This is a genomic window from Mesorhizobium sp. LNHC221B00, assembly GCF_000502935.1.
Classification (GTDB): domain Bacteria; phylum Pseudomonadota; class Alphaproteobacteria; order Rhizobiales; family Rhizobiaceae; genus Mesorhizobium; species Mesorhizobium opportunistum.
Genome location: NZ_AYWR01000016.1, coordinates 33,938 through 60,262 on the forward strand (window position 1 = coordinate 33,938; position 26,325 = coordinate 60,262).

Annotated in this window: 27 protein-coding genes, 1 tRNA gene and 3 pseudogenes; 13 read left to right on the forward strand and 18 right to left on the reverse strand. The window is 65.0% G+C overall.

The window, feature by feature from the left end; translation table 11 throughout:
• Positions 1-104: 104 nt before the first annotated feature.
• From X741_RS0135485 to X741_RS146305, 3 genes and pseudogenes are all read left to right on the forward strand, one after another.
• Positions 105-1,823 (forward strand): annotated as a pseudogene (locus X741_RS0135485) (potassium transporter Kup); the annotation flags it as partial.
• 8 nt (positions 1,824-1,831) lie between these two features.
• Positions 1,832-2,164, forward strand: a pseudogene (gene trkD / locus X741_RS0135490) (potassium transporter Kup); the annotation flags it as partial.
• A gap of 31 nt (positions 2,165-2,195) precedes the next feature.
• Entirely contained in the window at positions 2,196-3,236 is a 1,041-nt protein-coding gene (locus tag X741_RS146305) for an aldehyde reductase (RefSeq protein WP_023779145.1), read from the forward strand.
• 34 nt (positions 3,237-3,270) lie between these two features.
• On the opposite strand, the gene X741_RS146300 is transcribed toward X741_RS146305, so the two are convergent.
• Complete coding sequence (locus tag X741_RS146300; protein WP_023779146.1) at positions 3,271-4,164, reverse strand: SDR family oxidoreductase; 894 nt, start codon at positions 4,162-4,164, stop codon at positions 3,271-3,273.
• A gap of 134 nt (positions 4,165-4,298) precedes the next feature.
• On the opposite strand from X741_RS146300, the gene X741_RS146295 reads away from it, so the two are divergent.
• Positions 4,299-4,709, forward strand: a complete 411-nt coding sequence (locus X741_RS146295; RefSeq protein ID WP_013894778.1) for a helix-turn-helix domain-containing protein — start codon at positions 4,299-4,301, stop codon at positions 4,707-4,709.
• Positions 4,710-4,756: 47 nt separating this feature from the next.
• Positions 4,757-6,007 (forward strand): annotated as a pseudogene (locus X741_RS146290) (NAD(P)/FAD-dependent oxidoreductase); the annotation flags it as partial.
• Here X741_RS146290 and X741_RS146285 read toward each other — a convergent pair.
• Positions 5,970-6,698 (reverse strand): glutathione S-transferase family protein, encoded by a 729-nt coding sequence (locus X741_RS146285; protein WP_023779148.1) that lies wholly within the window; start codon positions 6,696-6,698, stop codon positions 5,970-5,972. The pseudogene X741_RS146290 and the gene X741_RS146285 sit on opposite strands and share 38 nt — an antisense overlap.
• Before the next feature lie 98 nt (positions 6,699-6,796).
• On the opposite strand from X741_RS146285, the gene X741_RS146280 reads away from it, so the two are divergent.
• The 3 genes from X741_RS146280 (at position 6,797) to ilvC (ending at position 9,097) form a co-directional block, all read left to right on the forward strand.
• Entirely contained in the window at positions 6,797-7,255 is a 459-nt protein-coding gene (locus X741_RS146280) for a MarR family winged helix-turn-helix transcriptional regulator (RefSeq protein WP_023779149.1), read from the forward strand.
• Positions 7,256-7,398: 143 nt separating this feature from the next.
• Positions 7,399-8,052, forward strand: coding sequence for a TetR/AcrR family transcriptional regulator (locus X741_RS146275; protein WP_023779150.1), 654 nt, complete (start codon positions 7,399-7,401; stop codon positions 8,050-8,052).
• A gap of 25 nt (positions 8,053-8,077) precedes the next feature.
• Positions 8,078-9,097: a ketol-acid reductoisomerase gene (gene ilvC / locus X741_RS146270; RefSeq protein WP_023779151.1), complete on the forward strand. Its 1,020-nt coding sequence runs from the start codon at positions 8,078-8,080 to the stop codon at positions 9,095-9,097.
• 183 nt (positions 9,098-9,280) lie between these two features.
• On the opposite strand, the gene X741_RS146265 is transcribed toward ilvC, so the two are convergent.
• Positions 9,281-9,844, reverse strand: a complete 564-nt coding sequence (locus X741_RS146265; RefSeq protein WP_023779152.1) for a BA14K family protein — start codon at positions 9,842-9,844, stop codon at positions 9,281-9,283.
• Between the two features lie 188 nt (positions 9,845-10,032).
• Between X741_RS146265 and X741_RS146260 the strand changes: the two genes are divergently transcribed.
• Together X741_RS146260 and X741_RS146255 are read left to right on the forward strand one after the other, a co-directional pair.
• Positions 10,033-11,148: an endonuclease/exonuclease/phosphatase family protein gene (locus tag X741_RS146260; protein WP_023779153.1), complete on the forward strand. Its 1,116-nt coding sequence runs from the start codon at positions 10,033-10,035 to the stop codon at positions 11,146-11,148.
• 2 nt (positions 11,149-11,150) lie between these two features.
• Positions 11,151-11,867, forward strand: a complete 717-nt coding sequence (locus X741_RS146255; protein WP_023779154.1) for a hypothetical protein — start codon at positions 11,151-11,153, stop codon at positions 11,865-11,867.
• Here the strand turns inward: X741_RS146255 and X741_RS146250 are convergent.
• The 4 genes from X741_RS146250 to X741_RS146235 form a co-directional block, all read right to left on the reverse strand.
• Entirely contained in the window at positions 11,864-12,106 is a 243-nt protein-coding gene (locus X741_RS146250) for a hypothetical protein (protein ID WP_023779155.1), read from the reverse strand. The genes X741_RS146255 and X741_RS146250 overlap by 4 nt on opposite strands.
• A gap of 125 nt (positions 12,107-12,231) precedes the next feature.
• Entirely contained in the window at positions 12,232-13,449 is a 1,218-nt protein-coding gene (locus X741_RS146245; protein WP_023779156.1) for an ABC transporter permease, read from the reverse strand.
• 2 nt (positions 13,450-13,451) lie between these two features.
• Complete coding sequence (locus tag X741_RS146240; RefSeq protein ID WP_023779157.1) at positions 13,452-14,159, reverse strand: ABC transporter ATP-binding protein; 708 nt, start codon at positions 14,157-14,159, stop codon at positions 13,452-13,454.
• A 4-nt stretch (positions 14,160-14,163) separates the two neighbouring features.
• Positions 14,164-15,456 (reverse strand): efflux RND transporter periplasmic adaptor subunit, encoded by a 1,293-nt coding sequence (locus X741_RS146235; RefSeq protein WP_023779158.1) that lies wholly within the window; start codon positions 15,454-15,456, stop codon positions 14,164-14,166.
• 101 nt (positions 15,457-15,557) lie between these two features.
• On the opposite strand from X741_RS146235, the gene X741_RS146230 reads away from it, so the two are divergent.
• Both X741_RS146230 and X741_RS146225 read left to right on the forward strand, forming a co-directional pair.
• Complete coding sequence (locus X741_RS146230; protein WP_023779159.1) at positions 15,558-16,466, forward strand: PhzF family phenazine biosynthesis protein; 909 nt, start codon at positions 15,558-15,560, stop codon at positions 16,464-16,466.
• A gap of 107 nt (positions 16,467-16,573) precedes the next feature.
• Positions 16,574-16,649 (forward strand) — tRNA-Lys (locus tag X741_RS146225).
• Positions 16,650-16,725: 76 nt separating this feature from the next.
• On the opposite strand, the gene X741_RS1000000169950 is transcribed toward X741_RS146225, so the two are convergent.
• The 8 genes from X741_RS1000000169950 to X741_RS146190 form a co-directional block, all read right to left on the reverse strand.
• On the reverse strand, positions 16,726-16,995 hold the full coding sequence (locus X741_RS1000000169950) for a hypothetical protein (protein ID WP_156934365.1): 270 nt from the start codon (positions 16,993-16,995) through the stop codon (positions 16,726-16,728).
• An 88-nt stretch (positions 16,996-17,083) separates the two neighbouring features.
• Positions 17,084-18,094 carry a nicotinate-nucleotide--dimethylbenzimidazole phosphoribosyltransferase gene (gene cobT / locus X741_RS146220; protein ID WP_023779160.1) on the reverse strand — a complete coding sequence of 337 codons (1,011 nt, stop codon included), beginning with the start codon at positions 18,092-18,094 and terminating at the stop codon, positions 17,084-17,086.
• A 39-nt stretch (positions 18,095-18,133) separates the two neighbouring features.
• Positions 18,134-18,913, reverse strand: coding sequence for an adenosylcobinamide-GDP ribazoletransferase (cobS, locus tag X741_RS146215; RefSeq protein ID WP_023779161.1), 780 nt, complete (start codon positions 18,911-18,913; stop codon positions 18,134-18,136).
• 3 nt (positions 18,914-18,916) lie between these two features.
• Complete coding sequence (locus tag X741_RS146210; RefSeq protein ID WP_023779162.1) at positions 18,917-20,230, reverse strand: cobyrinate a,c-diamide synthase; 1,314 nt, start codon at positions 20,228-20,230, stop codon at positions 18,917-18,919.
• A complete protein-coding gene (gene cobA, locus X741_RS146205) occupies positions 20,227-21,045 on the reverse strand; it encodes a uroporphyrinogen-III C-methyltransferase (RefSeq protein ID WP_023779163.1) in 819 nt (272 codons plus the stop codon). The genes X741_RS146210 and cobA overlap by 4 nt, the downstream gene beginning before the upstream one ends.
• Positions 21,042-21,806, reverse strand: a complete 765-nt coding sequence (gene cobM / locus X741_RS146200; protein ID WP_023779164.1) for a precorrin-4 C(11)-methyltransferase — start codon at positions 21,804-21,806, stop codon at positions 21,042-21,044. Before cobM ends, cobA begins: the two co-directional genes overlap by 4 nt.
• Positions 21,803-22,189, reverse strand: coding sequence for a cobalamin biosynthesis protein (locus X741_RS146195; RefSeq protein WP_023779165.1), 387 nt, complete (start codon positions 22,187-22,189; stop codon positions 21,803-21,805). Before X741_RS146195 ends, cobM begins: the two co-directional genes overlap by 4 nt.
• Positions 22,186-23,427, reverse strand: coding sequence for a bifunctional cobalt-precorrin-7 (C(5))-methyltransferase/cobalt-precorrin-6B (C(15))-methyltransferase (locus X741_RS146190; protein ID WP_023779166.1), 1,242 nt, complete (start codon positions 23,425-23,427; stop codon positions 22,186-22,188). Before X741_RS146190 ends, X741_RS146195 begins: the two co-directional genes overlap by 4 nt.
• A gap of 1 nt (position 23,428) precedes the next feature.
• On the opposite strand from X741_RS146190, the gene X741_RS146185 reads away from it, so the two are divergent.
• The gene (locus tag X741_RS146185; RefSeq protein ID WP_023779167.1) at positions 23,429-24,211 is read left to right on the forward strand and encodes a cobalt-precorrin-6A reductase; all 783 of its coding nucleotides are present in this window, start codon (positions 23,429-23,431) and stop codon (positions 24,209-24,211) included.
• Here X741_RS146185 and X741_RS146180 read toward each other — a convergent pair.
• The 3 genes from X741_RS146180 to X741_RS146170 are packed head-to-tail and all read right to left on the reverse strand — an operon-like array spanning position 24,175 to position 26,323.
• On the reverse strand, positions 24,175-24,939 hold the full coding sequence (locus X741_RS146180) for a precorrin-3B C(17)-methyltransferase (RefSeq protein ID WP_023779168.1): 765 nt from the start codon (positions 24,937-24,939) through the stop codon (positions 24,175-24,177). The genes X741_RS146185 and X741_RS146180 overlap by 37 nt on opposite strands.
• A complete protein-coding gene (locus X741_RS146175; protein WP_023779169.1) occupies positions 24,936-25,694 on the reverse strand; it encodes a precorrin-2 C(20)-methyltransferase in 759 nt (252 codons plus the stop codon). Before X741_RS146175 ends, X741_RS146180 begins: the two co-directional genes overlap by 4 nt.
• A complete protein-coding gene (locus X741_RS146170; RefSeq protein ID WP_023779170.1) occupies positions 25,691-26,323 on the reverse strand; it encodes a precorrin-8X methylmutase in 633 nt (210 codons plus the stop codon). Before X741_RS146170 ends, X741_RS146175 begins: the two co-directional genes overlap by 4 nt.
• Between the last annotated feature and the right edge of the window lie 2 nt (positions 26,324-26,325).

Consider the following 26,325-nt stretch of genomic DNA (forward strand, 5'->3'; position numbering starts at 1 on the left):
CGCAAGGAGCCTGGCGCTGCCAGCATGGGAGCCATTACGCGACGGCACTTGATATTGCATTGCAGCAAGCGTAGAGCACCGCGCGCTTATCGGAGTGTCGTCCCATGGCCCTTACCAATGCTGGTAGTGAGGCAGAACCCGTCGAACAGTCGAGCCATCCGGAGATCGAACAGCATAGCACCAAGGTGCTGATGCTGGGTGCTCTTGGTGTGGTCTATGGGGATATCGGAACCAGCCCGATTTATGCCTTTCGCGAAGCGCTGGTGGCGTCGTCCCACGGCACCGTCGCGGATCGCGGCGATATTCTCGGCGTGCTGTCGCTGATCATCTGGTCGCTGACGATCATCGTCACCATCAAATACATCATGTTCGTGCTGCGTGCCGACAATCGCGGCGAGGGCGGCGTGCTGTCGCTGATGGCACTGGCTCGCGGCAGTTTTCCAAAGCGCTCGGCGGTCATCCTGGGCATCGGCATCGTCGGCGCCTCGCTGTTTTTCGGCGACGCGGTCATCACGCCGGCGATTTCGGTGCTGTCGGCGGTGGAGGGCATGAATGTCGTCACCCCCACCTTCCAGCCCTATGTGGTGCCGCTGACACTGGTCATTCTCGCCATGGTGTTCGCGGTGCAACGTTTCGGCACGGGCGGTGTCGGACTGGTCTTCGGTCCGGTGACGGCGGTATGGTTCCTGGCGATCGGCCTTTCGGGCCTCAACCACATCATCGCCGATCCGGAAATCCTGTGGGCGATCAGCCCCCACTACATCGTCGCCTTCCTGATCCATTCGCCCGACGTTGCCTTCGTGACGATCGGTGCCATCTTCCTCGCCGTCACCGGCGCCGAGGCGCTCTACGCCGATCTCGGCCATTTCGGCCGCAAGCCGATCGTGCTCGCCTGGCTGGCGATCGTGTTTCCCTGCCTGCTGCTCAATTATGCCGGGCAGGGCGCTTTCGTGCTGGCCAAGAACGGCGTCGTCGGCCATCCGTTCTTCGAGATGAACGAGGGTTGGGCTCTGATTCCCATGGTCGTGCTGGCGACAGCGGCGACGGTCATCGCCAGCCAGGCGGTGATTTCGGGTGCCTTCTCGCTGACCCGGCAGGCGGTGCAGCTCAATATGCTGCCGCGGCTCGAAATCCTGCATACATCGGAAAAACAGTCCGGCCAGATCTACATGCCGCGCGTCAACCTGTTGCTGGCGCTGGTGGTGATGATGCTGGTGGTCGGCTTCGGCGAGTCCAGCAAGCTCGCCTCGGCCTATGGCATCTCGGTGACCGGCAACATGCTGGTGACGACGGTGCTGCTCTATGTCGTCATGACCCGCATCTGGAAATGGCGACTCTGGGTTGCAATCAGCCTGACCGCCCTGTTCGCCTTCATCGACATCGGCTTCTTCGCCTCCAACATCGTCAAGGTGTTCGAGGGCGGCTGGGCTTCGCTGGCGGTTGCCTTCACCATCGTGCTGGGCATGTGGACATGGGTGCGCGGCAGCCGCTATCTGTTCGACAAGACCCGCCGCAACGAGATCCCGCTCGATTTCCTGGCCGGCAACCTTCTGAAGAAGAAGCCGCAGCTGGTGTCCGGCACCGCTGTCTTCCTGACCAGCGATCCATTGAGCGCGCCGACCGCGCTGATGCACAGCCTGAAGCACTACAAGGTGCTGCATGAGCAGAATGTCATCCTTTCGGTGGTGACCGCGCCGCAGCCGGTGGTGCCAGACAGCGACCGCGTCAAGATGGAGACGGTCAACGAGCTGTTCATGCGGGTGACGCTGACCTTCGGCTACATGGAGCAGCCCAACATCCCGCGCGCGCTGGCGATCTGCCGCAANCAGACAGCGACCGCGTCAAGATGGAGACGGTCAACGAGCTGTTCATGCGGGTGACGCTGACCTTCGGCTACATGGAGCAGCCCAACATCCCGCGCGCCCTGGCGATCTGCCGCAAGCAGGGCTGGAAGTTCGATATCATGACGACGTCGTTCTTCCTGTCGCGCCGTTCGCTCAAGGCCTCGCCCAATTCCGGCATGCCGGTGTGGCAGGACCGGCTGTTCATCGGCCTGGCACNCCGGCTGTTCATCGGCCTGGCACGCACGGCGGCCGATGCGACCGAATATTTCCAGATCCCGACCGGACGTGTGGTAGAAATCGGCACGCAGGTGGCGATCTGAAGGCCTGACCTGACGACGTTGGGAGGCGGGCATGAGCGGCGAATTGGTGCTTGTCACCGGCGGGTCTGGCTTCCTCGGCGCCCACTGTATCCTCGCACTCTTGAAGGCGGGCTACCGCGTGCGCACGACCGTGCGCTCCGCCAAGCGGCAGGCCGACGTTCTGGCCATGCTCAAGGCCGGTGGCGCCGAGCCGGGCGGCAGCCTCTCCTTTGCCATCGCCGACCTCATGATCGATGCGGGCTGGCCGCAAGCGGTCGCCGGCTGCGACTATGTTCTTCATGTCGCCTCGCCATTCCCGCCCGGCGTGCCGAAGCACGAGGATGACCTGATCGTTCCGGCTCGTGAAGGCGCGCTGCGCGTGTTGCGGGCGGCACGGGACGCTGGTGTGAAACGCGTCGTGCTGACCTCGTCCTTCGCCGCCATCGGCTATGGCAAGTTGCCACCCGACGGGCGGCCGTTCACGGAGGAGAGCTGGACCGATCCGACCGGCAAGGTCAGCGCCTATGTCAAGTCGAAGACGCTTGCCGAGCGCGCCGCCTGGGATTTTATCGCCGCCGAGGGTAGCGGACTGGAGTTGGCGGTCGTCAATCCGGTCGGCATCTTCGGCCCGGTGCTCGGGGCCGACCATTCGACCTCCACGGAATTTGTCCAGCGCATGATGAACGGTGCGATGCCCGGGCTGCCGCGCCTGTCCTTCGGCGTCGTCGACGCGCGTGACGTGGCGGACCTGCATGTGCGCGCCATGATCGATCCCGCCGCGCGCGGCGAGCGCTTCCTTGCGGTATCGGGCGATTTCATGACCGTGCGGGAAATCGCGCAGACCTTGAAAACGCGGCTCGGCGGCTCGGCGTCGCGCGTTTCCACACGGCAGCTTCCCGATTGGCTGGTGCGGATCGTCGGCCTGTTCAACCCGGAAGCGGCGCAGCTGGTGGCGGAATTGGGTAAGGTCAAGAATGCCACCGGCGCCAAGGCGGTTCGCATGCTCGGCTGGGCGCCACGATCGCGCGAAGAAGCACTGGCCGCCACCGCAGAAAGCCTGATCCGGCTCGGCCTGCTCAAGAGTTCGAAGTAGCGCGGCGGGAGGAAGACCTGCCGCCGCGCTGCTTTCAGCCAGCCAACGCGGCTTTGTTGGCCTCGAGGAATTGCTTCAAGGTCTTCGGCGTCCTGCCGGAAAGCGTCTCGATCGCGTCGGTCACCATGGCGATGCGGCCGGAGCGCGTGTTGACGTCGAAGGACACGACGACGTCAGCGAAATCCTCGGGAATGCCGGCCGCCTTTACACCTTCGGCCAGCGCGTCATCGGGAACCTGAATGACCTCAAGCGGCTTGCCGGTAACCTCGCTTACCAGGGCCGCGATCTCGGCCGTGGTGTAGGCATGCGGACCGGTCAGCGTGTAGGTCTTGCTGTCGGTCATGCTGGAAACAAGGCCAGCGGCGATCGCCGCCGCCATGTCGTCGCGTGCGCCGTGGGCGATGCGGCCTTCGCCGGCGGACGTATACCAGTGTCCCGAGGCGATCGCATGCGGCAATGCCAGGAACAGGTTCTCCTGGTACCAGCCGTTGCGGAAGATAGTGTAGGGAATGCCGCTCGCCTTGATCGCCTGCTCGGTGCTGTAGTGGTCATCGGCAAACAGGACCGGCGATACCGGCTCCGGGTTGGGCATCGAGGTGTAGAGCAAATGCGAAACGCCGGCGCTCTTGGCCGCGGCGACGGCATTTTCGTGCTGCTTCAGGCGCCTGCCGCTTTTGAGATCGAGATCGCCGGTCGAAATGATCAGCACCTTGTCGGCGCCCTTGAATGCGGTTTCGAGCGAGGCCGCGTCGTTGAAGTCGGCCGCCCTGACGATGACACCGCGCGCCGCCAGATCGGCAACGCTTTCTGGATTGCGTGTGGTGGCGATGATGTTTGCCGGCAGAACTTTGTGCGTGTCCAAGAGAAAGTTGATGACGCCGCGGCCAAGTTGGCCGGAGGCGCCTGTAACGAGGAGGGTTTCGGTCATGGGAGATCCTGACATTGTGCCGCAAGGGCGGTCGAGTGGTGGTCTCAGAAAGAGACCAGCACTAAAATAGGAATTGACCCGGTGCCGTAAAGAAGGCAGTTTTTTGGGAGGTAGGCACGCGCAGGGAACCAGCCATGGACGGCAAGGTCATCAATCTGAAATCCAAGATGGAGATCTACAAAGCGATCAGCGGCGGCGGCAATATTGCCAATTGTCCGGTTCGCGATGTCATCCAGGGCGTCAGCGGCAAATGGAGATCGCTGCTGATGATGGCGCTGGCTGAACAACCCTATCGCTTCGGCGAGTTGCGGCGCCTTGTGCCCGACATTTCGCAGCGCATGCTGACCCAGACGCTGTACGATCTGCAGCGCGATGGCTATGTGCATCGCGAGGTGTTTCCGACCAAGCCGCCGAGCGTCGAATACAGCCTGACCGATCTCGGGCGCTCGATGTTCGGCGCCTTTCATCAATTGATCCTGTGGGCCGAACGCAACCATGATGCGGTGCGCGAGGCTCGTGCCGATTTTGATGCCGCCCAGGGCTGAACAGCCGAAGGGCCGCCGCGACTTGATTTCATCCGGCCGCTGAAGGATTGTCCCGGCCAGATCGGCTTGGGGGCACTCGCATTTCCTACGATATCGCAATTGCAGGCGCCGGCCCGGCGGGGCTCGCGATGGCGCTCTATCTCAAGCGCGCCGGGCACAGGGTCACCGTCTTCGAGCGCTTCGAGGAACCGAAACCGGTCGGCTCCGGGCTGATCCTGCAGCCGACCGGGTTGACCGTGTTGGCCGATCTCGGCCTGCTCGACGACATACTGGCGCTCGGCGCCCGCATCGACCGGCTGCATGGCGCCGACGCCTCGACCGGCCGCACCGTGCTCGACGTCCGCTACGATGCGCAGCGCGGCCGCCGTTTCGGCCTGGCGGTGCATCGGGCTGCCCTGTTCGGCGTGCTTTTCCGCGCCGCCCGGCGCGAGGCCATCGCCATCGAGACCGGCGTCGAGATCGAGGCCGTGGAGGCCGGCGAACGGGCGACGCTGGTCTGTGGCAACGGACGAAGGGCAGGGCCGTTCGATCTGATCGTCGACGCCAGCGGCTCGCGCTCGAAACTGCGGCAATGCTCTGATAATGGAGGCGCGCCGCGGCCGCTCACCTATGGCGCGTTCTGGGCATCGCTCGGCTGGCGCGGCGAGGGCTTCGACGAGCACGCGCTTTCGCAGCGCTACGACAGGGCCAGCGTGATGATCGGCGTGCTGCCGATCGGCCGGCCGGAACCGGGTGCTGAAAAGATGGCGGCCTTCTTCTGGAGCCTGAAGCCTGATGATGCCGACGCGGTGCGTGCTCAGGGCCTGGACGCCTGGAAGGAGAGGGTGGTCCGGCTGTGGCCGCAAAGCCAGGCGTACACCAGCCAGATCGATAGTTTCGACCAGCTGTCGCTGGCCCGCTACGGCCATCACACGATGAAGCTTCCGGTTGGCCGACGGCTGGCGATCATCGGCGATGCCGCGCATTCGACCAGCCCGCAGCTCGGACAAGGGGCCAACATGGCGCTGCTCGACGCGGCGGCGCTCAGCCATGCGCTGGCACGGACTGACAATATCGAGGCTGCACTCGAAGCGTATGCCAGGGCGCGGCGCTGGCATGTGCGTGTCTTCCAGGCGCTGTCGCTGGCGTTCACGCCGTTCTACCAGTCGGATTCCGTGGCGCTGCCGTTCATCCGTGACCGGCTGGTGGCGACCATCGCGAAAATCCCTCCGGCGCCGCAGCTCCTGGCGTCGATGGTGGCCGGCACGGCGATCGATCCGTTCAAGCGGATTGGGCTGACGGAAGCGCGATGGGCAGATCGTTTCGATGGCTCGACAGAAATGAGCCCTTCGCCCGCAGGAAGGTATCCAGACGCTGCGGATAATCCGGTGCAACGGCGTCCCTGATGGAGAGGCGTTCGCTCAACGTTTTTCGCCAGGCCTGGACACGCGGCTTGCCGTCCAGGATGCCGAAATCGCCGAACCGGTCGAAGGCGTCGAGATATCTGAAAACAGGGCCATAAACAGCATCGACGAGCGAGAAACAGTGGCCGGCAAACCATGGCCCACCCTGCCGGGCTTCGTTCGCCAATTCGGCTTCAAGACGGCCAAACATGGCCGACAGCGTGCTGGTCTCGGCAAGGAAGCCGGCCTCGGTGGGGGCCGAATAGAAGCGGCCGATGGCGTTGAGGATGGCCGAGCCGAATTCGATCCAGGCACGGTGCCGGGCGCGGGCATAGGGGTCGGCGGGGTGGAGGGGATTGGCCTGTGTCTCTTCGAGGAATTCGAGAATGACAGCCGACTCGAAGATTACCGTTTCCTCGCCATTCCGCGGCACGCGCAGCAACGGAACCTTGCCGAGCGGCGAGATCGCCTTGAACCAGTGCGGCTTGTCGGCGAGGTCGATGTCGACGCGTTCGAACGGCACGCCTTTTTCGGTCAGCGAGATCGCCGCGCGCTGGACGTAAGGGCAGAGAGGGTGGCTGACGAGAACGAGTTTGTCGTGCGTCATGGATTTGTCTTTCAGTATTGATGCAATTGCATCTATGTAGATGCGTGTGCATCGATCGTCAAGCTTGATGCATCTGCATCTATCGCCTAATGTGGGCCATGACCGAGAACACCACGCCTTCGCCGGACGCCATCAAGGCATGGGCTCGCCTGATGCGCGTTTCACGCCAACTGGTGGAGAGTGCCGAAGACGCGCTGAAGCGAGGCGGTCTGCCATCGCTCGACTGGTACGATGTATTGCATGAACTCGCCGAGGCGGGCGAGGGTGGCTTGCGGCCGTTTCAATTGATCGAGCGCACCCTTTTTGCGCAATACAACATCTCGCGGCTGCTGGCGCGGCTCGAAGCGGACCGGCTGGTCGAGAAACTACCGGTGGCCGATGACGGTCGCGGCCAGACGATCCGCATCACGGCCAAGGGGCTGGAGATGCGGCGGCGGATGTGGGCGGTCTATGGCCGGTCGATCGCGGAACTGGTTGGCGCCAAACTCCGCGCGGATGAGCTGAACGCCCTGTCGGCACTGCTTGGCCGGCTGCGTCACCCGCCTGCCGGAGACTAACATATGCGATGCGTGGCATCGCAGGGACTTGCAGTTTTTTCTTTGTCCCCCTTGCGCCGAGGACCGGATTGCGCAATATGCCGAACCGTAACGTACGGTACGGCTGCCGGATTGGCGACCAGCCTTGCCGTTTGGGAATGATCGTGTTGCTAGCAAACGCCGACATCGAAACCAGCGAGACGCTGACGGAGCGGCAGAAGGCCGTTCTGGATGCGGCATTGCGGCTGTTGGTCGAGGAGGGCGATCAGCTGACCATGACCGCCGTGGCCAGGCGCGCAAGCTGTTCCAAGGAAACGCTCTACAAATGGTTTGGCGACCGCGACGGGCTGCTGACGGCGACGGTACAGTGGCAGGCCTCCAAGGTGCGGGTGGCGCCGGTCGATGGCAGGGGGCTCGATCTTGCCTCGCTGGCGGCAAGCCTCGAGCGTTTCGCTTCCGACTGGCTGAAAGTGATTTCGAGCGATACCTCGATAGCGCTCAATCGCGTCGCTGTCGGCCATGCCGGGTCAGGCAAGGACAATCTTGGCGCCGTCGTGCTGGACAATGGCCGCTTCGCGCTGGCCAAGCGGCTGAAGCCGGTGCTGGAGGCGGGCCGCCAGGCAGGGCTTTTGGATTTCGCGGATGCCGAGACGGCGTTTCGTACCTTTTTCGGGCTGGTCGCCCGCGACGTGCAGATCCGTCTCTTGCTCGGCGACCGGCTGGAATTGACTGAGGCGGCGATCGGCGGCGACGCCGCGCGGGCGACGCAGCAGTTTCTCGCTCTTTTCGGAGCAAAAACCGGGCCGCGAGGCCTTTGATTCATAAAACGGGAAGGAAGTAAAAATGCGCGTCTATTACGATCGTGATGCCGATCTCAACCTGATCAAGGGCAAGAAGGTCGCCATCATCGGCTATGGCAGCCAGGGCAGGGCGCATGCGCTCAACCTCAAGGATTCCGGCGCCAAGGAGATCGCCATCGGGCTCAAGGCCGGCTCGACGACCGCCAAGAAGGTCGAGGCCGACGGGCTCAAGGTGATGAGCGTGGCGGACGCCGCCAAATGGGCCGACCTGATGATGATGGCGACGCCCGACGAATTGCAGGCCGACATCTACAAGAACGAGATCGCGCCGAATATCCGCGACGGTGCCGCGATTGCCTTCGCGCACGGCCTCAACGTGCATTTCGGCCTGATCGAGCCGAAGTCGACGGTCGACGTGGTCATGATCGCGCCGAAGGGCCCCGGCCATACCGTGCGCGGCGAATACCAGAAGGGCGGCGGCGTGCCGTGCCTGGTCGCCGTCAACCAAGACGCTTCGGGCAACGCGCTCGACCTGGCGCTCTCCTACGCCTGCGGCGTCGGCGGCGGCCGTTCGGGCATCATCGAGACCAATTTCCGCGAGGAATGCGAAACCGATCTGTTCGGCGAGCAGGTGGTGCTGTGCGGCGGCCTGGTCGAACTGATCCGTGCCGGTTTCGAAACGCTGGTGGAAGCCGGCTATGCGCCCGAAATGGCCTATTTCGAGTGCCTGCACGAGGTCAAGCTGATCGTCGACCTGATCTATGAGGGCGGCATCGCCAACATGAACTACTCGATCTCGAACACCGCCGAATGGGGCGAGTACGTCTCGGGCCCGCGCATCATCACCGCCGAGACCAAGGCCGAGATGAAGCGCGTGCTGAAGGACATCCAGACCGGCAAGTTCACCTCGGAGTGGATGCAGGAATACCGCGCCGGCATGTCGCGCTTCAAGGGCATCCGCCGCAACAACGACAGCCACCAGATCGAGGAAGTCGGCGCCAAGCTGCGCGCCATGATGCCGTGGATTTCGAAGAACAAGCTGGTCGACAAAGCCAAGAACTGAGCGAAATCCACGTTCTTGCCTTTGCGTGTCCTCGGGCTTTGCCCTGCGGGCACGCGGGGGATCTCGAAGAACAAACTGGTCGACAAGGCCAAGAACTGAGGCATCCACGCTCGACGAGCAACGAACCAAAAACGGCGCCACCTGGCGCCGTTTTCATTTCCGGACCGTTCCGGCCTTACTCAGTCAGCTATAGGGCGACCAGCATTGCTGGCGCGGGCCGTTGTAGGGCTGGAACGTGTTGTCCCAGGCGCGATACGACCGGTACCTGTTGTAGCACCATTGCACATGGGCGTTCGAAAGCCGTCCCGCGCGGTAATAACGGCGCGGCGCAGGCCTATAATAATCGTAGTTGTTGTACATGCTGCCAAGGCCGAGCCCCAAGCCGAGGCCCAGGACCGCGGCGGCGCCGTCATCATAATAGCCGCCGTGATAGTGGCGGCGGCCGTGATGCCAGCGCCAGTTGTCGCCGCCGTTCCAGTTGCCGCCGCCGTTCCAATTGCCCCCGTTCCAGTGCCGGTTTCCATTCCAGTGGCCCGACCGGCGCCATCTCCAGTCATTGTTGAACGAGCGGTCGTTGCCGCCTGCCCAGCTGTCGCGCACCGGAGTGACCGCAGGTGCTGCCGTGCTGGCGGGAACCGACAGGTTCGGCTGAAGGATCGGACCGGCAGCGGACGGCGCCGTGATGCCGGAGACAATTCCGAGCGCTATCAGCCCGGATTTCATCGTGAAAGAAAAGAGCGAATTCATTGCACTCTCCAAGAGACACAGGCCCCACGCCTACCCTGGAATGGGCCTACTGTGGATGTTCGCATCTGAACGGCGGATGAACGGAAAGGTTCCGTCAACCATGACGCGAACACCGCAGGACCAATCGATCTCCGCTTGTGGTCCCTGCGATCTTGTTTTCTGGCGCACTTGCGGGCAAAGGTCGGGGCATGTCGCTGCGCCTTGCCACCTTCAATGTCGAGAACCTGATGAACAGGTTCGATTTTTCCGGTTATCGCAACCAGCTCAACGAAGACCGGACGCTGGCGCTGTTCGATATCCAGAGCGAGGCCGAATACAAGATGCTGGAGCAGGCCCGGGCGATCGCCCAGTCCGACGACATGCGCCAGCTCACGGCGCTGGCGATCGCCGCCACCCGTGCCGATGTCATCTGCATGCAGGAGGTCGACAACATCGAGGCGCTGAAGGCCTTCGAATACGGCTATCTGTTCAAGATGGTGGGGCAGGGCTACCGCCAGAAATACATCACGTCGGGCAATGATTCGCGCGGCATCGATGTCGCCATCATGATGCGCAACGAGACCGCGCAGGGCCAGCCGATCGAATTCGTTCGCATGACCAGCTACGCCCATGTCACCTACGAGCAGTTCGGGCTGCATACGCCGGAACTGGCGGCCCTCGGCAACCAGGCCAATGGACGCGTCTTCCGGCGTGACTGCCTGGAAATCGATATCACCGTTGGTGGCGTGCCGCTGACGCTCTATCTCGTGCACTTCAAGTCGATGGGCTCGCCGCGCAACGGCCTCGACGGGCGCGAGGCGACGATGCCGGTGCGTATCGCCGAGGCGCAAGCAGTGCGCCGGATCATAGAACAGCGTTTCGGCACGGATCATGCCGCCGACAAGCGGTGGGCGATCTGCGGCGACATGAACGATTACCGCCAGCGCGTGAAGATCGCCGGCGATGAATTCGACGGCTACCGTTTCGAGGTGGTCGACGAGGCCAAGTCTTGCATCGACGTGCTGACGGCGGGCGGCTTCAGTGAAAACATCGTCGAACGGCGGCCGGAAATGAACCGCTGGACCTTCTACCACACACGCGGACCCGAGGAGCGGCATCTCTGCCAGCTCGATTATATCCTGCTTTCCAAGGGGCTGGCGGCGAAGAATGCCACCGCCGTTCCCGACATCATCCGCAACGGCCAGCCCTGGCGCACGATCTTTCCCGCGGGCCAGGAAGTCGAGCGTTTCCCGCGCGCCGGCTGGGACCGGCCGAAAGCGTCGGACCACTGCCCGGTGGCGATCACGCTGGATATTGTCCAGTGAGCATGCGTTTCGATCTGCCGCGCAATGTCATCCTGCCTGTGGATGCCGTCGAGGTCCGGCTCGATCCCGGCCCGCACCCTTTCGCGCTGGAAAACGCTGACGCTATCGCCGAGAACTGGCAGCGTGAGATCGCGGCCAATCCGGCGCTGTTCGACGGTACGGTCGTGCTTTTGTCGCAACTTGCCTGGCGCGACAACCGGCTCGTCGGCCGCTGTCATGCGATCAACTACTCCACCTTCATGCTTTGGCGTCAGCAGCGCGAAAATACCGGCGCCGAGCATGCTTATGCACATGCCATGCTGGTGGCCGGCGACAATGCGCTGGTGGCGATCCGCATGGGGCCGCATACCGTGAGCGCGGGCCGCGTCTATTTTGCCGCCGGATCGTTCGAGCCGATCGACTTTCGCGACGGGCTGGTCGACGTCGATTTCAACATGATCCGCGAGGTGCGCGAGGAGACCGGGCTCGACTTGTCGGCTGCCAGGCGCGGCGTGCGTTATCACGCCCTTTCGATGGCAAGCGGGACAGTCATCTTCCGCCGTTATCACGTGACGGCACCGGCCGATGAGATCGCGCGGCGAATATCAGCCTTCGTCGCCAGTGAGACCGATCCGGAGATCGAAGGGCCGGTCATCATCCGTGATGCCGCCGACCTGCCGGAGGGGCTGTCGCCGCACATGAAGCCGCTGATCGAGTGGCATTTTTCCGGCGAGGGTTAGGGGCGCGTCTTGCCCTGCGCCGCCTTGCGATCGTTTTTGGCCGCGACGAAGAACAAGATGAAGCCGATACCCAGCAAGCCGCCCATCGCCATGCCCATAGTCTGGCCGACGATTGCCTGGAATTCCGAGGTGACGCGGTCGGGATTGGCCATGCCGTAGCGGGCGAGATACCACCAGATGCCGGCCAGGGCGGCTTCGATGATGACCATCACCAGGACCAACCGCGCCTTCTTGCTCATGCGTCATTCCTCAACCAGGGATGTCCTGGCCTAACATTGCGAGCCGCGTGGCGGGAGAGGGGGAAACGTCGAAGGTTGTGCAAAACCAGATCGAAGCGCCGGACACGTTTTCCGATTGGGATTGCCTATTCGTGCCGGAGCGCGTCGATCGGGTCGAGCCTGGCGCCGCGCAAGGCCGGGAAGAAGCCGAACACCATGCCGATCAGCGCCGAAAAGCCGACGGCGAGCAAGATGACCGCCGGGCTTGGCGCGAAGGGGATGGTCAGCGTCGCCGAGGCGAGGCCGGCCAGCGCCAGGCCGATCAGGATGCCGATGATGCCGCCGAGCAGCGACAGCACCGTCGCCTCGACCAGGAACTGGATGAGGATGTGCTTTTCATGCGCGCCAATGGCAAGCCTGATGCCGATCTCTCGCGTGCGCTCGGTGACCGAGACCAGCATGATGTTCATGATGCCGATGCCGCCGACCAACAGGCTGACGCCGGCGACCGCACCCAGCATGCCGGTCATGGTGGTGGTGGCGCTGGCCATGGCGTCGGCGATCTGCGTCATGTCGCGGATGCCGAAATCGCTCTCGCGGTCGGGGGTGATGCGGCGCGCGTCGCGCAAGATGTCCTCGACGCGCGGCTGCAATTCCGTGGTCGGCGTGCGGTCGTCGGCGGCGATGTAGATGTTGTCGATGTCGCGGTTGCCGGCGATGCGGCGCTGGTAGGCATGCAGCGGCATCAGCACGACATTGTCCTGGTCCTGGCCGAAGCCGGTATAGCCCTTGGGTTCGAGCAGGCCGACGACCTTGCAGGAGGTGCGGTTGACGCGGATGATCTCGCCCTCTGGATCGCCGGCGCCGAAGAACTGCTGGCGCACCGTCTCGCCGATCAGGCACACGCCGGTGCCGGAACGGGTTTCGGAATCGCTGAACGGCCGGCCCGACACCAGCTTCCAGTCGCGCGCGTCGAGATAGGCGCTGTCGGTGCCGGTGACGCCGGAGGTCAGGCTCTCGGTGCCGAAGATGACGCGCACCTGTTTCTGCGAGGCCGGCGAGATGGCGCGTGCGCCGCTGAGATGCGCGACCAGCGCTGCCACGTCCTTCTCGGCCAGCGGACGTACCGCCTGGTCAAGGCCGCCGGGGGCGCCGGGACCGGCGGGCCGCCCGGCGCGAACGACCAGCAAATTGCTGCCGAGCTTGGAGATGTCAGCCTTGACCTTCTGCGTGGTGCCGGAGCCGATGGTCAGCATGGCAATGACGGCGGCGACGCCGATGACGATGCCGAGCAGCGTCAGGAACGAGCGCAGCACATTGCGGCGGATCGAGCGCAGCGAGAGGCGGACGGTTTCCCAGATCATGGTCAGGCCACTTCCGTGTTCAGAGAATCGGAAGCGACATGCCCATCGAGGAAGCGGATGGTGCGCTCGGCATATTCGGCGACGTCGGCCTCGTGGGTGACCATGGCGATGGTCAGGCCAAGCTCCTTGTTGAGCCGCGTCAGCAACTCCATGATTTCGTGCGTGCGTGCGGTGTCGAGATTGCCGGTCGGCTCGTCAGCGACAAGCAGCGTCGGCCTGGTGACGATGGCGCGCGCGATCGCCACGCGCTGCTGCTGGCCGCCGGACAGTTCGGCCGGCGTGTGGTGCTCGCGGCCGTCGAGGCCGACCTCGGCGAGCGCCTGCATGGCCAGGTCGCGGCGCTCACGGGCGGCCACCCCGCGATAGATCAGCGGCAGTTCGACGTTTTCGGCCGCCGTGGTGCGGGCCAAGAGATTGTAGCCCTGGAAGACGAAGCCGACATAGAGGTTGCGCAGCATGGCGCGGCGGTTGCGGTCGAGGCGGCCGGCATCGACGCCCATGAAGGAATAGGTTCCGGCCGTCGGCGTGTCGAGGCAGCCGATGATGTTCATCGCCGTCGATTTGCCGGAGCCGGACGGGCCCATGATGGCGACGAATTCACTGCTGCGGATCGCGAGATCGACGCCGGCCAGCGCATGCACCTTGGCCTCGCCCTGGCCATAGCTCTTCCAGACCTTGTCGAAGGTGATGAGGGCAGCACCGGCGGCCACGGCCTCAGTTCCGCTGCTGCGAGGCGGTGATGACCTGCGCGCCTTCCTCCAGGCCGGAGGTGATCTCGGTCAGTTCGCCATCGGTCGAGCCGATCTTGACGTTGACGGGATGCGGCCGGCCGTTCTCCAGCACATAGAGCGTGCGCGATCCATCGGTGGGGGCCGTCGCTGCCTGGCGCTGGCGATTGCCGCCCGGGCGGCCCATGCGGCCGGTGAACAGGTCGCTGAAACTCCAGGGTCGCGCGGCCTGCTGCGCCGGGCGGTAGCGGAAGGCGCCGGCGGGCACGGTGAGCACATCCTTGGCCTGCCGCGTCACGACTGAAACCGTGGCGGTCATGCCGGGACGCAGCAGCAGTTCGGAATTGTCGACCTCGAGCCGCGCATTGTAGGTGACGACGCCGTCGGTGGTGACCGAGGCATAGGAGATATCGCGGATCTCGGCGTCGAACGGCCGGTCCGGAAATGCGTCGACCGTGAAACGCGCATGCTGGCCCGGCTTGACGGCGCCGATGTCGGCTTCGTCGACCGCCGCCACCAGTTCCATGTTCCTCAAATCCGCGGCGATGATGAACAGCACCGGCGCCTGCAGCGAGGAGGCGACGGTCTGGCCGGGATCGACCGAACGCGTCAGCACGATGCCGTCGATCGGCGCGTAGATGGTGCTGTTGGCAAGGTCGGTCTGCTGCGATTTCAGATCGGCATTGGCGATGGCGAGATTGGCCTCGGCGCTGTCGAGCGCCGCCTTGGAGCGGTCGCGCGTCGCGGTCGCCGCCTCAAGCGACTGGTCTGTCGCCATGCCGCGCTTGGTCAAGGCCGCCGTGCGCACCAGCGCGCTTTCATTCTCGGCAAGCGTTACCTTGGCGTCCTCGACATTGGCCGCCGCCGCCTTGGCGGACGCTTCAGCCCGTTCGATCTGGACCTGCAGCTTGGCGGTATCGAGGGCCGCAAGCACGTCGCCCTTCTTCACTTGCTGGTTCTCGTTGACCGAAACCGAGCGTATGATGCCGGAGAGCTGGCTGGAAATATCGACCTGGGTGAGCGGCTGCAACGTGCCGGTGGCGGACACCTGGACGGTGAGGTCGGCCTTGGCGGCCGGTACGGTGGTGTAGTCGATCTTGGCCGGCGTGCCAGCATACCATTGGTAGAGGCCAAGACCGGCGGCAAGCACGATCAGGGTCAGCAACGCATAGAGCCAACCACGCCGGCGCGTCTTGCGCAGACCTTGTCGGTCGAGCCCAAGCGCCGTCTCGATGGCGGAATCCGGTTCCGTCTTTGGCAGATTGACAATCTGGTCCACGCCGGACCCCTATGAAGCGCAATGTCCCTATCTGCGTACAGATCAGGCTTGATGGTTCAAATATCAAATTAAATTTCGCCCATGTTGGGATTGAGGCAGGAATGCAAACCCGGAATTACTTGCTTTACGATGTGTTCACGACCGAGCGACTGGCCGGCAATCCGCTGGCCGTGGTGTTGGATTGCAAAGGTCTGGACACGGCGGCGATGCAGGCCATCGCGCGCGAGTTCAACCTGTCCGAATCGGTCTTTGTGCTGCCGCCGGACAATCCCAAGCATAAAAACCGCATCCGTATCTTCACGCCGGACTATGAAATGCCGTTCGCCGGCCACCCGACGGTGGGGTCGGCAATCGCGCTGGCCGAACTTGCCGGCGAGGGCGAGGCCGGCATCTTCGTGCTGGAGGAAAACATCGGCCCGGTGCGTTGCGCCGTCAGCAGGCACGATGGCGCGACCTTTGCCGAGTTCGACCTGGCGAAATTGCCGGAGCCGTTGAAGCTCGAAGCCGATCCGGAGGCGATCGGTGCCGCCCTTGGCCTGACGCCGCATGAGATCGGCTTCGAGAATCACCGCGTTGGGTTCTGGTCGGCGGGCGTACCCTATGTGACCATTCCGGTCGCCAATCTCGAAGCGGCGGGCCGCATCCGGCTGGACAACCAGGCCTGGTCGGAACTGGCGCCGCGCAAGAGCGACTGGGCCTTCGCCAGCCCCTATGTCTACTGCCGCGAGACGGTGAATCACGAAAGCGCGTTCCATGTGCGCATGATCGTGCCCGGCACGCCTTCCTACGAAGATCCGGCGACCGGCTCGGCGGCGGCCGCCTTCGCGGGCGCCATCATGCATTTCGACGGCCCGACGGACGGGGTTTCGCAGCTGTGGATAGAGCAGGGGTTGGAGATGGGACGGCCGTCGCGCATCCGCCTCGAACTGACCGTGCAAGGCGGAAAACTGACCTCGGCACGCATTGGCGGCAACGCGGTCAAGGTGGCGGAAGGCAAGCTTTTCGTCTGACCATCTGCGGCACTTGAGCGATTTGTCGGGAAATGATTCCAGCAGGGCTGGACAGGACCGGTATCGGCGGCTATATGCCCGCCAACGCCGGTTTTTGCCGGCCGAGTGGGTGCGTAGCTCAGTTGGTAGAGCAGCTGACTCTTAATCAGCGGGTCCACAGTTCAATCCTGTGCGCACCCACCAAATTCCTTGAAGACTTGGTGGAAAGACCCTGAAAGCGGGAAACCGGTGAGGCTCATCCAAGGTGAGCCATCGGCGTTCAAAGGCGATTATTGCCACGCCCAAAAACGCGGCCCAGAAACCTGCCGAATCGAAAAGCGATACCACCGTTTATGCTTTGATGTCCGTCGACGTCACTGCCGGCCTTTCCTCCTGAAAAATCGCTGATGAGCCACCAGAAAAAAATCAGGAAAAGAACAAGAATCCCGGTGTCGATTGGGCCGTAGGTGGAGTATCCGCTGCGCCAAAGCACAGCAGCACATATTGCAGCGATGGTTGCAGCAGCAGCGACTGGATGTAGCTTTTTCATCCTAAAACTCTATTGGAGAATCGCCGGGAACGAAAGCTGCCGTCCTGTCGGGCAGCCCTGTCGGCCGCACCCACCGGAAATCCCCTGATTACTTCTCCGACACACCAGCCTCGGCAAAACTCGCCATCCTCGCGTGACACTCGAGCGCCGAGCGGACGATGTTGACGGCTAGGCAGGCGCCGGAGCCTTCGCCGAGCCGCATGCCGAGATCGAGCAGCGGCGGCAGGGCGAGCGCTTCGAGCAGGCCGCGATGGCCTGATTCGGCCGAGACGTGCGCAGCGATCGTGTGGGCGAGGCCGGTAGGATGCAGTCTTGCCAGCGGAGCCGCTGCGGCGGTGCAGACGAAGCCGTCGAGCAGCACGGGTATGCCCAGACGGCGTGCGGCCAGCGTGGCACCGAAGATGGCGGCGAGTTCGCGCCCGCCGAGCGTTGCGGCCACGCCCAGCGGATCGGCAAGAGCGGCGGCGTGACGCTTCAGGCCGGCCTCGATGGCGACCACCTTGCGCTTCAGGCCGGCATCGTCGACGCCGGTGCCGCGTCCGGTCCATTTCTCGGCACCACCGCCGAACAGGGCGGCTGAAATGGCCGCGGCCGGCGTGGTGTTGCCGATCCCCATCTCGCCGAAGCAGATCAGGTCCAAATCCTTCGTCACCGCGTCATGGCCGGCCGAGACGGCGGCCAGGAACGCTTCCTCGTCCAGGGCCGGCACTTGCGTGAAATCACCGGTCGGATGGTCGAGGTCGAGCGGGATGACGTCGAGTTCGGCGCCGGCAATGCGGGCAAGCTGGTTGATGGCCGCGCCTCCGCCGGCGAAATTCGCCACCATCTGCACGGTCACTGCCGACGGGAAGGCCGATACGCCCTGGGCAGTCACGCCGTGGTTGCCAGCGAAGACGAAAACCTTCACACGGTCGAGCTTCGGCATGTCGCGGCCCTGCCAGCGCGCCAGCCATGCGGCGATAGTTTCAAGCCGGCCGAGGCTGCCTTGCGGCTTGGTTAGCGTGTCCTGGCGGCGGGCGACCGCATCGGCGGCCGCATCGCTGCCGGCGGGCAGGTCGAGGCAGGCTGCGCGCAGTTGATCAAGTGATTTGAAGGGCATGGGGGAAAAATCTCCAAAAGGGAATCAAGCCAAGGGAAATCAAGAGAGGGCGACGGAAGCGACGAGCAGCACCGCGATTTCGCTCACCTGCTGCAATGCGCCGATCGTGTCGCCGGTCTGGCCATCGATCTGGTTGAGGCAAAGGGCGTGGAAGGCGGCAAACAAAAGGGCAAGCAGGATGAGCGCGGCGATGGCGCCGCCGATCCCGAGCAGGAAGAGCGCGATGGCGCCGAGCACGGCGCCGGCGATTGCCGTTTCCCGCGAGACGGTGCCGGCGCCGGCCGAAAGGCCGTCGTCGCGGGCCGGGGGCAAGATGTGCATGAAGGCGCCGAGCATGCCGCGCGAGGCCGCGTGCGCGGCAATGAGGGCGAAGAGAGCCTGTGTCGGGTCGACGAGTTCGGAGAGCGCGCTCCAACGGATCAAGAGCGACAGTGCCAGCGCCATGGCGCCGTAGGCGCCGATGCGGCTGTCGCGCATGATCTCGAGTTTGCGGCCGCGCGACTTGCCGCCGCCAAAGCCGTCGGCGACATCGGACAGCCCGTCCTCATGCAGGCAGCCGGTGGTGACCACGGTTGCAACCAGCGCAAGCGCCGCCGCCGGGCCCATGGCAAGGCCAAACCGTTCCGCCGTGGCAAAGACGATCGCGCCGATCAGGCCGACGACGGCGCCGGCGATGGGCGCCGCCCAGATCGCGGCGGCAAGGCCGCGGCCGCGAAAGTCAAACACGGGCAGCGGCAGCCTGGTGAAGAAGACCAGGCAGAGCGCAATGCCATCAAGGATTTGCCGGGGTGAGAAGGTCAAGTGGGGGAGCTTCTTCATAGCCTAGCCCCTCGCAATGGCGTGGAAGAAGGTGCCGCTGACATGGCCGCGCCGATAGCCCGAAGCGCCGATCGGATTGCCTTGGCCGTCGGCGAGGTCGGCCAGCGGCTCGTCATTGCCGGTGGCCGTCATCTGCGCATAGTGGAATTCGTGGCCCCGGATCAGCGCACCCGGTGAGCCCAACGGACAATCCGCACGCAGCCGCACCTCGCGATAGCCGAGGTTCATCTTGCGTTTGGCGAAGCTGGTCGAATGACCGAGCAGGCCGAGCATGCGATGCGTCTCGCCCGAAGCATCCTCAAGCGCCTCGCCGAGCACCATGAAGCCGCCGCACTCGCCATGGATGGGCTTTGTTGCAGCGAAGCGTGTTGTCCCTGCCTTGAAGGTCTCCGCTGCTGCCAGGCGACCGGCATGGAGCTCGGGATAGCCGCCGGGCAGCCAACAGACATCGCAGCTGTCGTCAGGTGCTTCATCGGCGAGCGGCGAGAACGGGACGATCTCGGCGCCGGCCTTGCGCCAGTAGGCCACCACATGCGGATAGAGGAAGGTGAAGGCGGCATCTTCCGCCAGCGCGATGCGTTGGCCGGGCGGCTGGAGCGCGTCTTCAAAGCCGCCGGTTGCCGGGGCGAGGGGCGTTGCCAGCCTCATCACGGCGTCGAGGTCGAGCGATTTCTCCGCCATGTCGGCCAGCCGGTCGAGATGCGCCATCAAATCATCATATTCGCCGGCCTGGACGAGGCCGAGATGGCGTTCTGGTAAATTGAGCGTGGGATCGCGCAGGATGGCGCCGACGACGGGCAGGCCGATCGCCTCGATAGCGTCGCCGGACAGCCGCCGATGGCGCTCGCTGCCCAGCCGGTTGAGCACGACGCCGGCCATGCGCACATCGGGATCGTAGGTCGCGAACCCCTTGGCGACGGCCGCCGCCGTGGTCGATTGACCGGACACGTCGAGCACCAGCAGCACCGGCAGGGCGTAGAGCCGGGCAAGATCCGCCGCCGAGCCGGTGCGGCCCGGCGCGGCCGGAATGCCGTCGAACAGGCCCATGGCGCTTTCGAGGATTACGAAGTCCGTATCGTCTGCCTGTTGCGCGGCGAGCGCGTTGAGCAGCGATGGCGGCATAGCCCAACTGTCGAGGTTGACGCCGGACAGCCCAGTGGCGGCAGTGTGGAAGCCGGGATCGATGTAGTCAGGGCCGGATTTGGCGCCGCGCACTTTGAGCCCACGCCGGGTGAGCGCGCGCAGGATGCCGATGGTGACGCTGGTCTTGCCGGAGCCGGAGCGCGGCGCACCGATGATGATGGCCCGTGCCGTCATGCCACGCCCGCCAGTGCCGCGCGCATGGCGACAATGCCGCCGATGACGATCAGCGCCGGCGAGGCGAGCCCGGCGGCGGCCGCTTGCTCGGCGATGGTGGCGAGCGTGGCGACGACGGTTCGCTCCTGCGGCGTGGTGGCGGCGACGATCACCGCCGCCGGTGTCGACGGCGCCAGCCCGCCATCAAGCAGTGCGGCTGCGATCAGGGGCAGGTTGGCCATGCCCATATAGACGACGACGGGGTGGCCGGTGCGGGCGATTGCCGCCCAGTCGAGGTCGTCGTCGGTGCCGGCGGCGTGGCCGGTCGCCAGGATCACAGCCTTGTTGATGCCGCGCATGGTGGCCGGGATGCCGGTGGCGGTCAGCGCGCTGAGGCCCGAGGTCAGGCCGGGCAGGACGCGGAAGGGAATGCCTTCACGGGCGAGTGCCAGGGCTTCTTCACCGCCGCGCCCGAAAATATAGGGATCGCCGCCCTTCAGCCTGATAACGCGGCGGCCTTCGCGGGCAAGCCGCACCAGCAGCGCGGTGATGTCATCCTGCTTCATCGACGGTTTTCCGCCGCGCTTCCCGGCAAAGAACAGCTCGGCATTTTCGGCAACCGCGACGACATCAGGCGAGACCAGAGCGTCGTAGACCAGCGCATCCGCTTCGGCCAGTGCCGCCAGCACTTCCAAGGTCAGGCAACCGGGGTCGCCGGGACCGGCGCCGGCCAGCCAGACATGGCCCGGATCGAGCTGGCGCGGCTTGAAGTTCAGCCGCGACAAGGCCTGTTCGAGCGTGGCGTTGCCGCCCTTGTTTTTGCTGGTGCCGCTCACAATCCGTCCCGTCCGCGAAAACGCCGCTGGTAATGGGCGTCGTAAAGAGAACTCTCGCCAAATCCTTCCGCTGCAAGCGAGCGGCCGACGAAGATGATCGCCGTGCGCTCCATCGGATCGGCCGCAAGCTGTGCCTCGATCGTCTCCAGCGTTCCGGTCAGCACGCGCTCATCCGGCCATGAGGCGCGGAAGACGATCGCCACCGGGCAATCATCGCCATAGTGCGGTGTCAGCTCGGCGACGACGCGGTCGATGGCGTGGATGGCCAGATGAATGGCCAGCGTGGCACCGGTACGGCCGAAGCCGGCCAGCGTTTCACCTGATGGCATCTTCGAGGCGCGGCCGGAGATTCGCGTCAGCACCAGGCTTTGCGCGACCTCGGGAATGGTCAACTCGCGGCGCAGCGCGGCCGCCGCTGCGGCGAAGGAGGGCACGCCCGGCGTCAGCGTATAAGGGATGCCGTGCTTTTCCAGCCGGCGGATCTGTTCGGCGACTGCGCTCCACACCGACAGATCGCCGGAATGCAGGCGGGCGACGTCGTGGCCGGCTCTGTGGGCATCGAGGTAGGCGGCTTCGATTTCGTCGAGCGACATCGGTGCGGTGTCGATCAGCTTTGTCCCCGGGGCGCAATGCTGCAGCAATTCGGGCGCGACGATCGAGCCGGCATGGAGGCAGACCGGGCAGCTTGCCAGCAGTTTGGCGCCGCGCAGCGTGATGAGGTCGGCGGCGCCGGGACCCGCGCCGATGAAATGAACGGTCATGGCGCGTCTCCGCTGATGGCGATGGCGCAGGTGACGGGGCCAAGCACCGTGCGGGGGCCGAGCAGCCTGGCGCCTTTGCCGGCCACCGCGAGGGCCGATGCTTCGGAAACCGACGGCGTGCCGGCCAGATCTTGCGACAGATCGGAATGGCTGAGCGTGTCCGTCGATACGGCCTGAAGCGCTGCGTCATCGACGATGATGACGGGAAGGTTCAGCGCGCGGCCGGCGGCGGCGATCGCGTCTTCATCTTTCTTGAGCGTGGCGGTCGCCAGTGCGGAAAGCGCCGTCAGCGCCAGCCCATGCGCTTCGAGAGCGGTTTCGATCGCCGCAAGCACGTCTTTAACGTTCACGCCTTTTCGGCTGCCGATGCCTGCGACGATCATGGCTTCACCCAGTTCCATTGGGTGACCGGCATGGCCGGACGCCAGGCCTGCATCGAGCCGACCGGCGAAGCACGCGAAATGGCGATGCGCGTGAGATCGCCGCCCAGTTTCATATGCTGGGCGAGAAGCAGGGCCTCCATCTCCAATGTCACCGCATTGGCGACGAGCCGGCCGCCGGGGCGCAGCGCCTGGATGGCGGCGGTCAACACGCCGGCGTCGCTGCCGCCGCCACCGATGAAGATGGCGTCCGGCACATCCAGTTTGGCAAGCGCCCTGGGCGCGCTGCCTTCCACCACGACGAGGCCGGGAACGCCGCAGGCAGCGGCGTTATGAGCGACGCGAGCGGCACGGATCGGGTCGGCTTCGATGGCAATCGTGCGCATCAGGGGGTGGGCGAGCATCCATTCGATGCCGATGGAGCCGGAGCCGGCGCCGATGTCCCACAGCAGTTCGCCACGTCTTGGCGCCAGCGCGGAGAGGGTGATGGCGCGGATTTCGCGCTTGGTGATCTGCCCGTCATGGTCGAACAAATGATCGGCAAGGCCAACCGTGAGCGGCAGCACGCGGGCTTGTGGGCTAGATTCAATTTCGATCGCCAAAACGTTGAGCGGATTGATGTTTTCGATGTCGAAGGCATCGGCTCGCGTGGAGCGCGTGGTCTCCATCGGACCGCCCAGCGCCTCCAGAACCGTCAGCCGCGAGGCGCCAAAATCGAGTTCAGTGAGCAGGCGGGCAATGGCGGCCGGTGCCTGCGCGTCTGATGTCAGCGCCAGAATGCGCGCGTTGGGCTGCAGCAGCGGGCGGATCAGGTCTATCGAATGGCCATGCAGCGAGACAGTCTCGATCTCCTGCAGCGCCCAGCCAAGGCGGGCGGCTGCCAGCGAAACGGCCGACGGCGCGGGGATGACATGCATCTCACGCGCTTTGACCTTGCGGGCGAGGGTGGCGCCGACGCCATGGAAAAAGGGATCGCCGGAGGCGAGCACACAGACATTCTTGCCGGCAAGTGCGAGCACATCGCGCATCTCCGGATCGAAAGGAACCGGCCAGGGACGCGCATCGCCCTTGGCGAAGGAAGCGACCAGGGCCAGATGCCGCTTGCCGCCGAAGATGATTTCCGCCCCGGCAATCCGCTGCTTGGCCTCGTCGCCGAGACCCGCTAAACCGTCCTCGCCGATGCCGACGATGGTGAGCCACCTCGCGTTGAGCTTGGCGCTGCGCGGACCCTCAGCAGGCATGATGACCCACCGCATTCTGATCCTTGGCGGCACGACGGAGGCCCGGCAACTCGCCGGAACACTTGCTGCGCGCGACGACTGCTTGGTGACACTGTCGCTGGCCGGCCGGACCGAAAGTCCGGTCGCGCAAGGCGTGCCGGTGCGAAGCGGAGGATTTGGCGGCGCCGACGGGCTGGCCGCTTATCTCGGGGAGACGGGCACGGATCTGCTGATCGACGCCACGCATCCCTACGCGGCGCGAATCTCCGCCAATGCCGCGCAAGCCGCGCGCATGGCCGGCGTGCCGATCCTGGCCTTGCGCCGCCCGGGCTGGGAACCGGTCGAAGGCGACCGCTGGACGCTGGTCGATACGGTTGATCATGCCGTGCAAGCGCTGGGAGCGGCGCCGCGCCGCGTGTTCCTGGCGCTGGGCCGGCAAGAGGTCGGTGCCTTCGACGCCGCGCCCCAGCACCATTATCTCATTCGCAGCGTCGATCCGGTCGAACCGAGGCTGGCTGTGCCCGATGCGACCTATCTGCTGGCGCGCGGGCCGTTCCGGGAAGACGACGAACGCGCCCTGCTCGAAAAGCATCGTATCGAATTTGTCGTGTCCAAGAACAGCGGCGGCGCGGCCACCTACGGCAAGATCGCCGCGGCGCGGGCGCTGGGCGTCGACGTGGTCATGGTCCAAAGGCCTGATCTGCCGGATGTTCCCTCGGCGGAAACCGTCGAAGTTCTGGCCGCGCTTGTTGATCAATTTGGGATCGATCATTTTGTCGGGCCCGCTGCCGAACGCGGCGTATAGACCAGCGCCGGCTTGTCACCGCGCTTGATGATCCGGGTTTCCGGAGAGCCGATGATGATGCAGGTCGCCATGTCGGCCTTCTCAGCCTCGACATCGGCCAGCAGATAGACCTCGATGCGCTCGTCCGGGCGGCCGGCGGCGCGGCCGAAAATCACCGGCGTGGTGCCGGGCAGGATGGCGGTCAGGCACTCGAAGGCGCGGCCAAGCTGCCAGGGCCGTGCCTTGCTGATCGGGTTGTAGAGCGCGATGACGAAGCCGGCGCCGGCGGCTGCCAGCAGGCGCAGCTCGATCAAGTCCCACGGCTTGAGATTGTCGGACAGCGAGATGGCGCAGAAATCATGGCCGAGCGGTGCGCCGATGCGGGCGGCGACCGCGAGCATGGCGGTGATGCCAGGGACGACCGCGACATCGACAGCGCGCCATTCGACCGGGCCGGCCTCGATCGCCTCGCAGACGGCGGCCGCCATGGCGAAGACGCCGGGGTCGCCGCCGGAGACGACCGCGACGTCATGGCCCTCCGCGGCCTTGATCAGGGCATCCTTGGAGCGGGCGAGTTCCTCGCGATTGTCGGAGGCGACGCGGGTCTGGTCGGCGCGAAGCTCCAGCCGGTCGAGATAGGGCTTGTAGCCATAGAAGAATTTCGCTTGCGCCACAGCACGGCTCGCTTCCGGCGTGACCTGATCGGCATTGCCCGGTCCAAGGCCGATGACGGTGAGACGGCCGCTCATGTCTGCGCTCCCAGCGCACCGGGCCGGCCGGACCAGCCGGCCACCAGCACGATGGCGAAATAGGGCGCCTTGTCATCCTGTTTGTCGGCAAGCTTCATCGAAACGCCGCCGGCCATGGTGCCACGCTCGACATAGACGGCGCGCGTCAGCTTGCCGGTCGCCTCCAGCGCGCGCCTGATCTTGGGCAGGTTGCGGCCGACCTTCATGATCACGGCGGCATCGGTGTCGGCGAGCCGGCGGCTCAGCTCGAACTCGCTCATCGTGCCCGGCAGCACGGTCAGCACGTCATCGCCCTGGACGATCGGAACGCCGGTCTGCGACCAGCAGCCGGACATGGCGGTGATGCCGGGAATGACTTCGGTCGGGAAGCGATGGGCGAGGCGCACATGCAGGTGCATGTAGGAGCCGTAGAACAGCGGGTCGCCTTCGGACAGCACGGCGACCATCTTGCCCGCTTCGAGGTGGCCGGCCACCGTCTCGGCGGACTCCTCGTAGAAAGCCGTGATCTGCGACCGGTAGTCGTCGTGATCCTTGTCGATTTCCGTGGTCACGGGATAGAGCAGCGGCAGTTCCGTCATGTCCGGACGGAAGCGCGTTTCGACGATGGCGCGCGCGTTGCTGTTGTTGCCGCGCTTGGCGAAATACGCCACCACATCGGCCTCGGCCAGGGCCCGCGCTGCCTTCAGCGTCAACAGCTCGGGGTCGCCGGGACCGGTGCCGACGCCGACGAGACGGCCTTTTGCAATGGCGTTCACAGGCCGGGCCTCGCCAATGAATTGAGCGCGGCGGCGGTCATGGCGCTGCCGCCGAGCCGGCCGCGCACGATGGCGTAGGGCACGCCATAGGAATTTTCGGCCAGCGCGTCCTTGGATTCGGCAGCACCGACAAAGCCGACCGGCATGCCGATAATGGCGGCCGGCTTCGGGGCGCCGTCGCGCAGTTTCTCCAGGAGATAGAACAGCGCAGTCGGCGCGTTGCCGATGGCGACGACGGAGCCTGCCATGCGCTCGCCCCACAGGTCTATTGCCGCGGCCGAGCGGGTGTTGCCGATTTCCCCGGCGATGTCGTGGGTACGCGGGTCGCGCAATGTGCAGATCACCTCGTTGCCGGCCGGCAGCCGGGCGCGGGTTACACCATGCGAGACCATTTGCGCGTCGCAGAAGATCGGTGCGCCGGCCGCCAAAGCGGTGCGGGCGGCGGCAACGAAATCGGGGGAGAAAACGAAATGGCTTGATGCCTCGACCTGGCCACAGGCATGGATCATGCGGATGGCGACATCGGCCTCGGCTTCCGAGAAGCGCGACAGGTCAGCCTCGGCGCGAATGATAGCGAAGGAGCGCTCGTAGATCGCCGTGCCGTCGTGGATGTAGTCGTAGGCGGCCATGC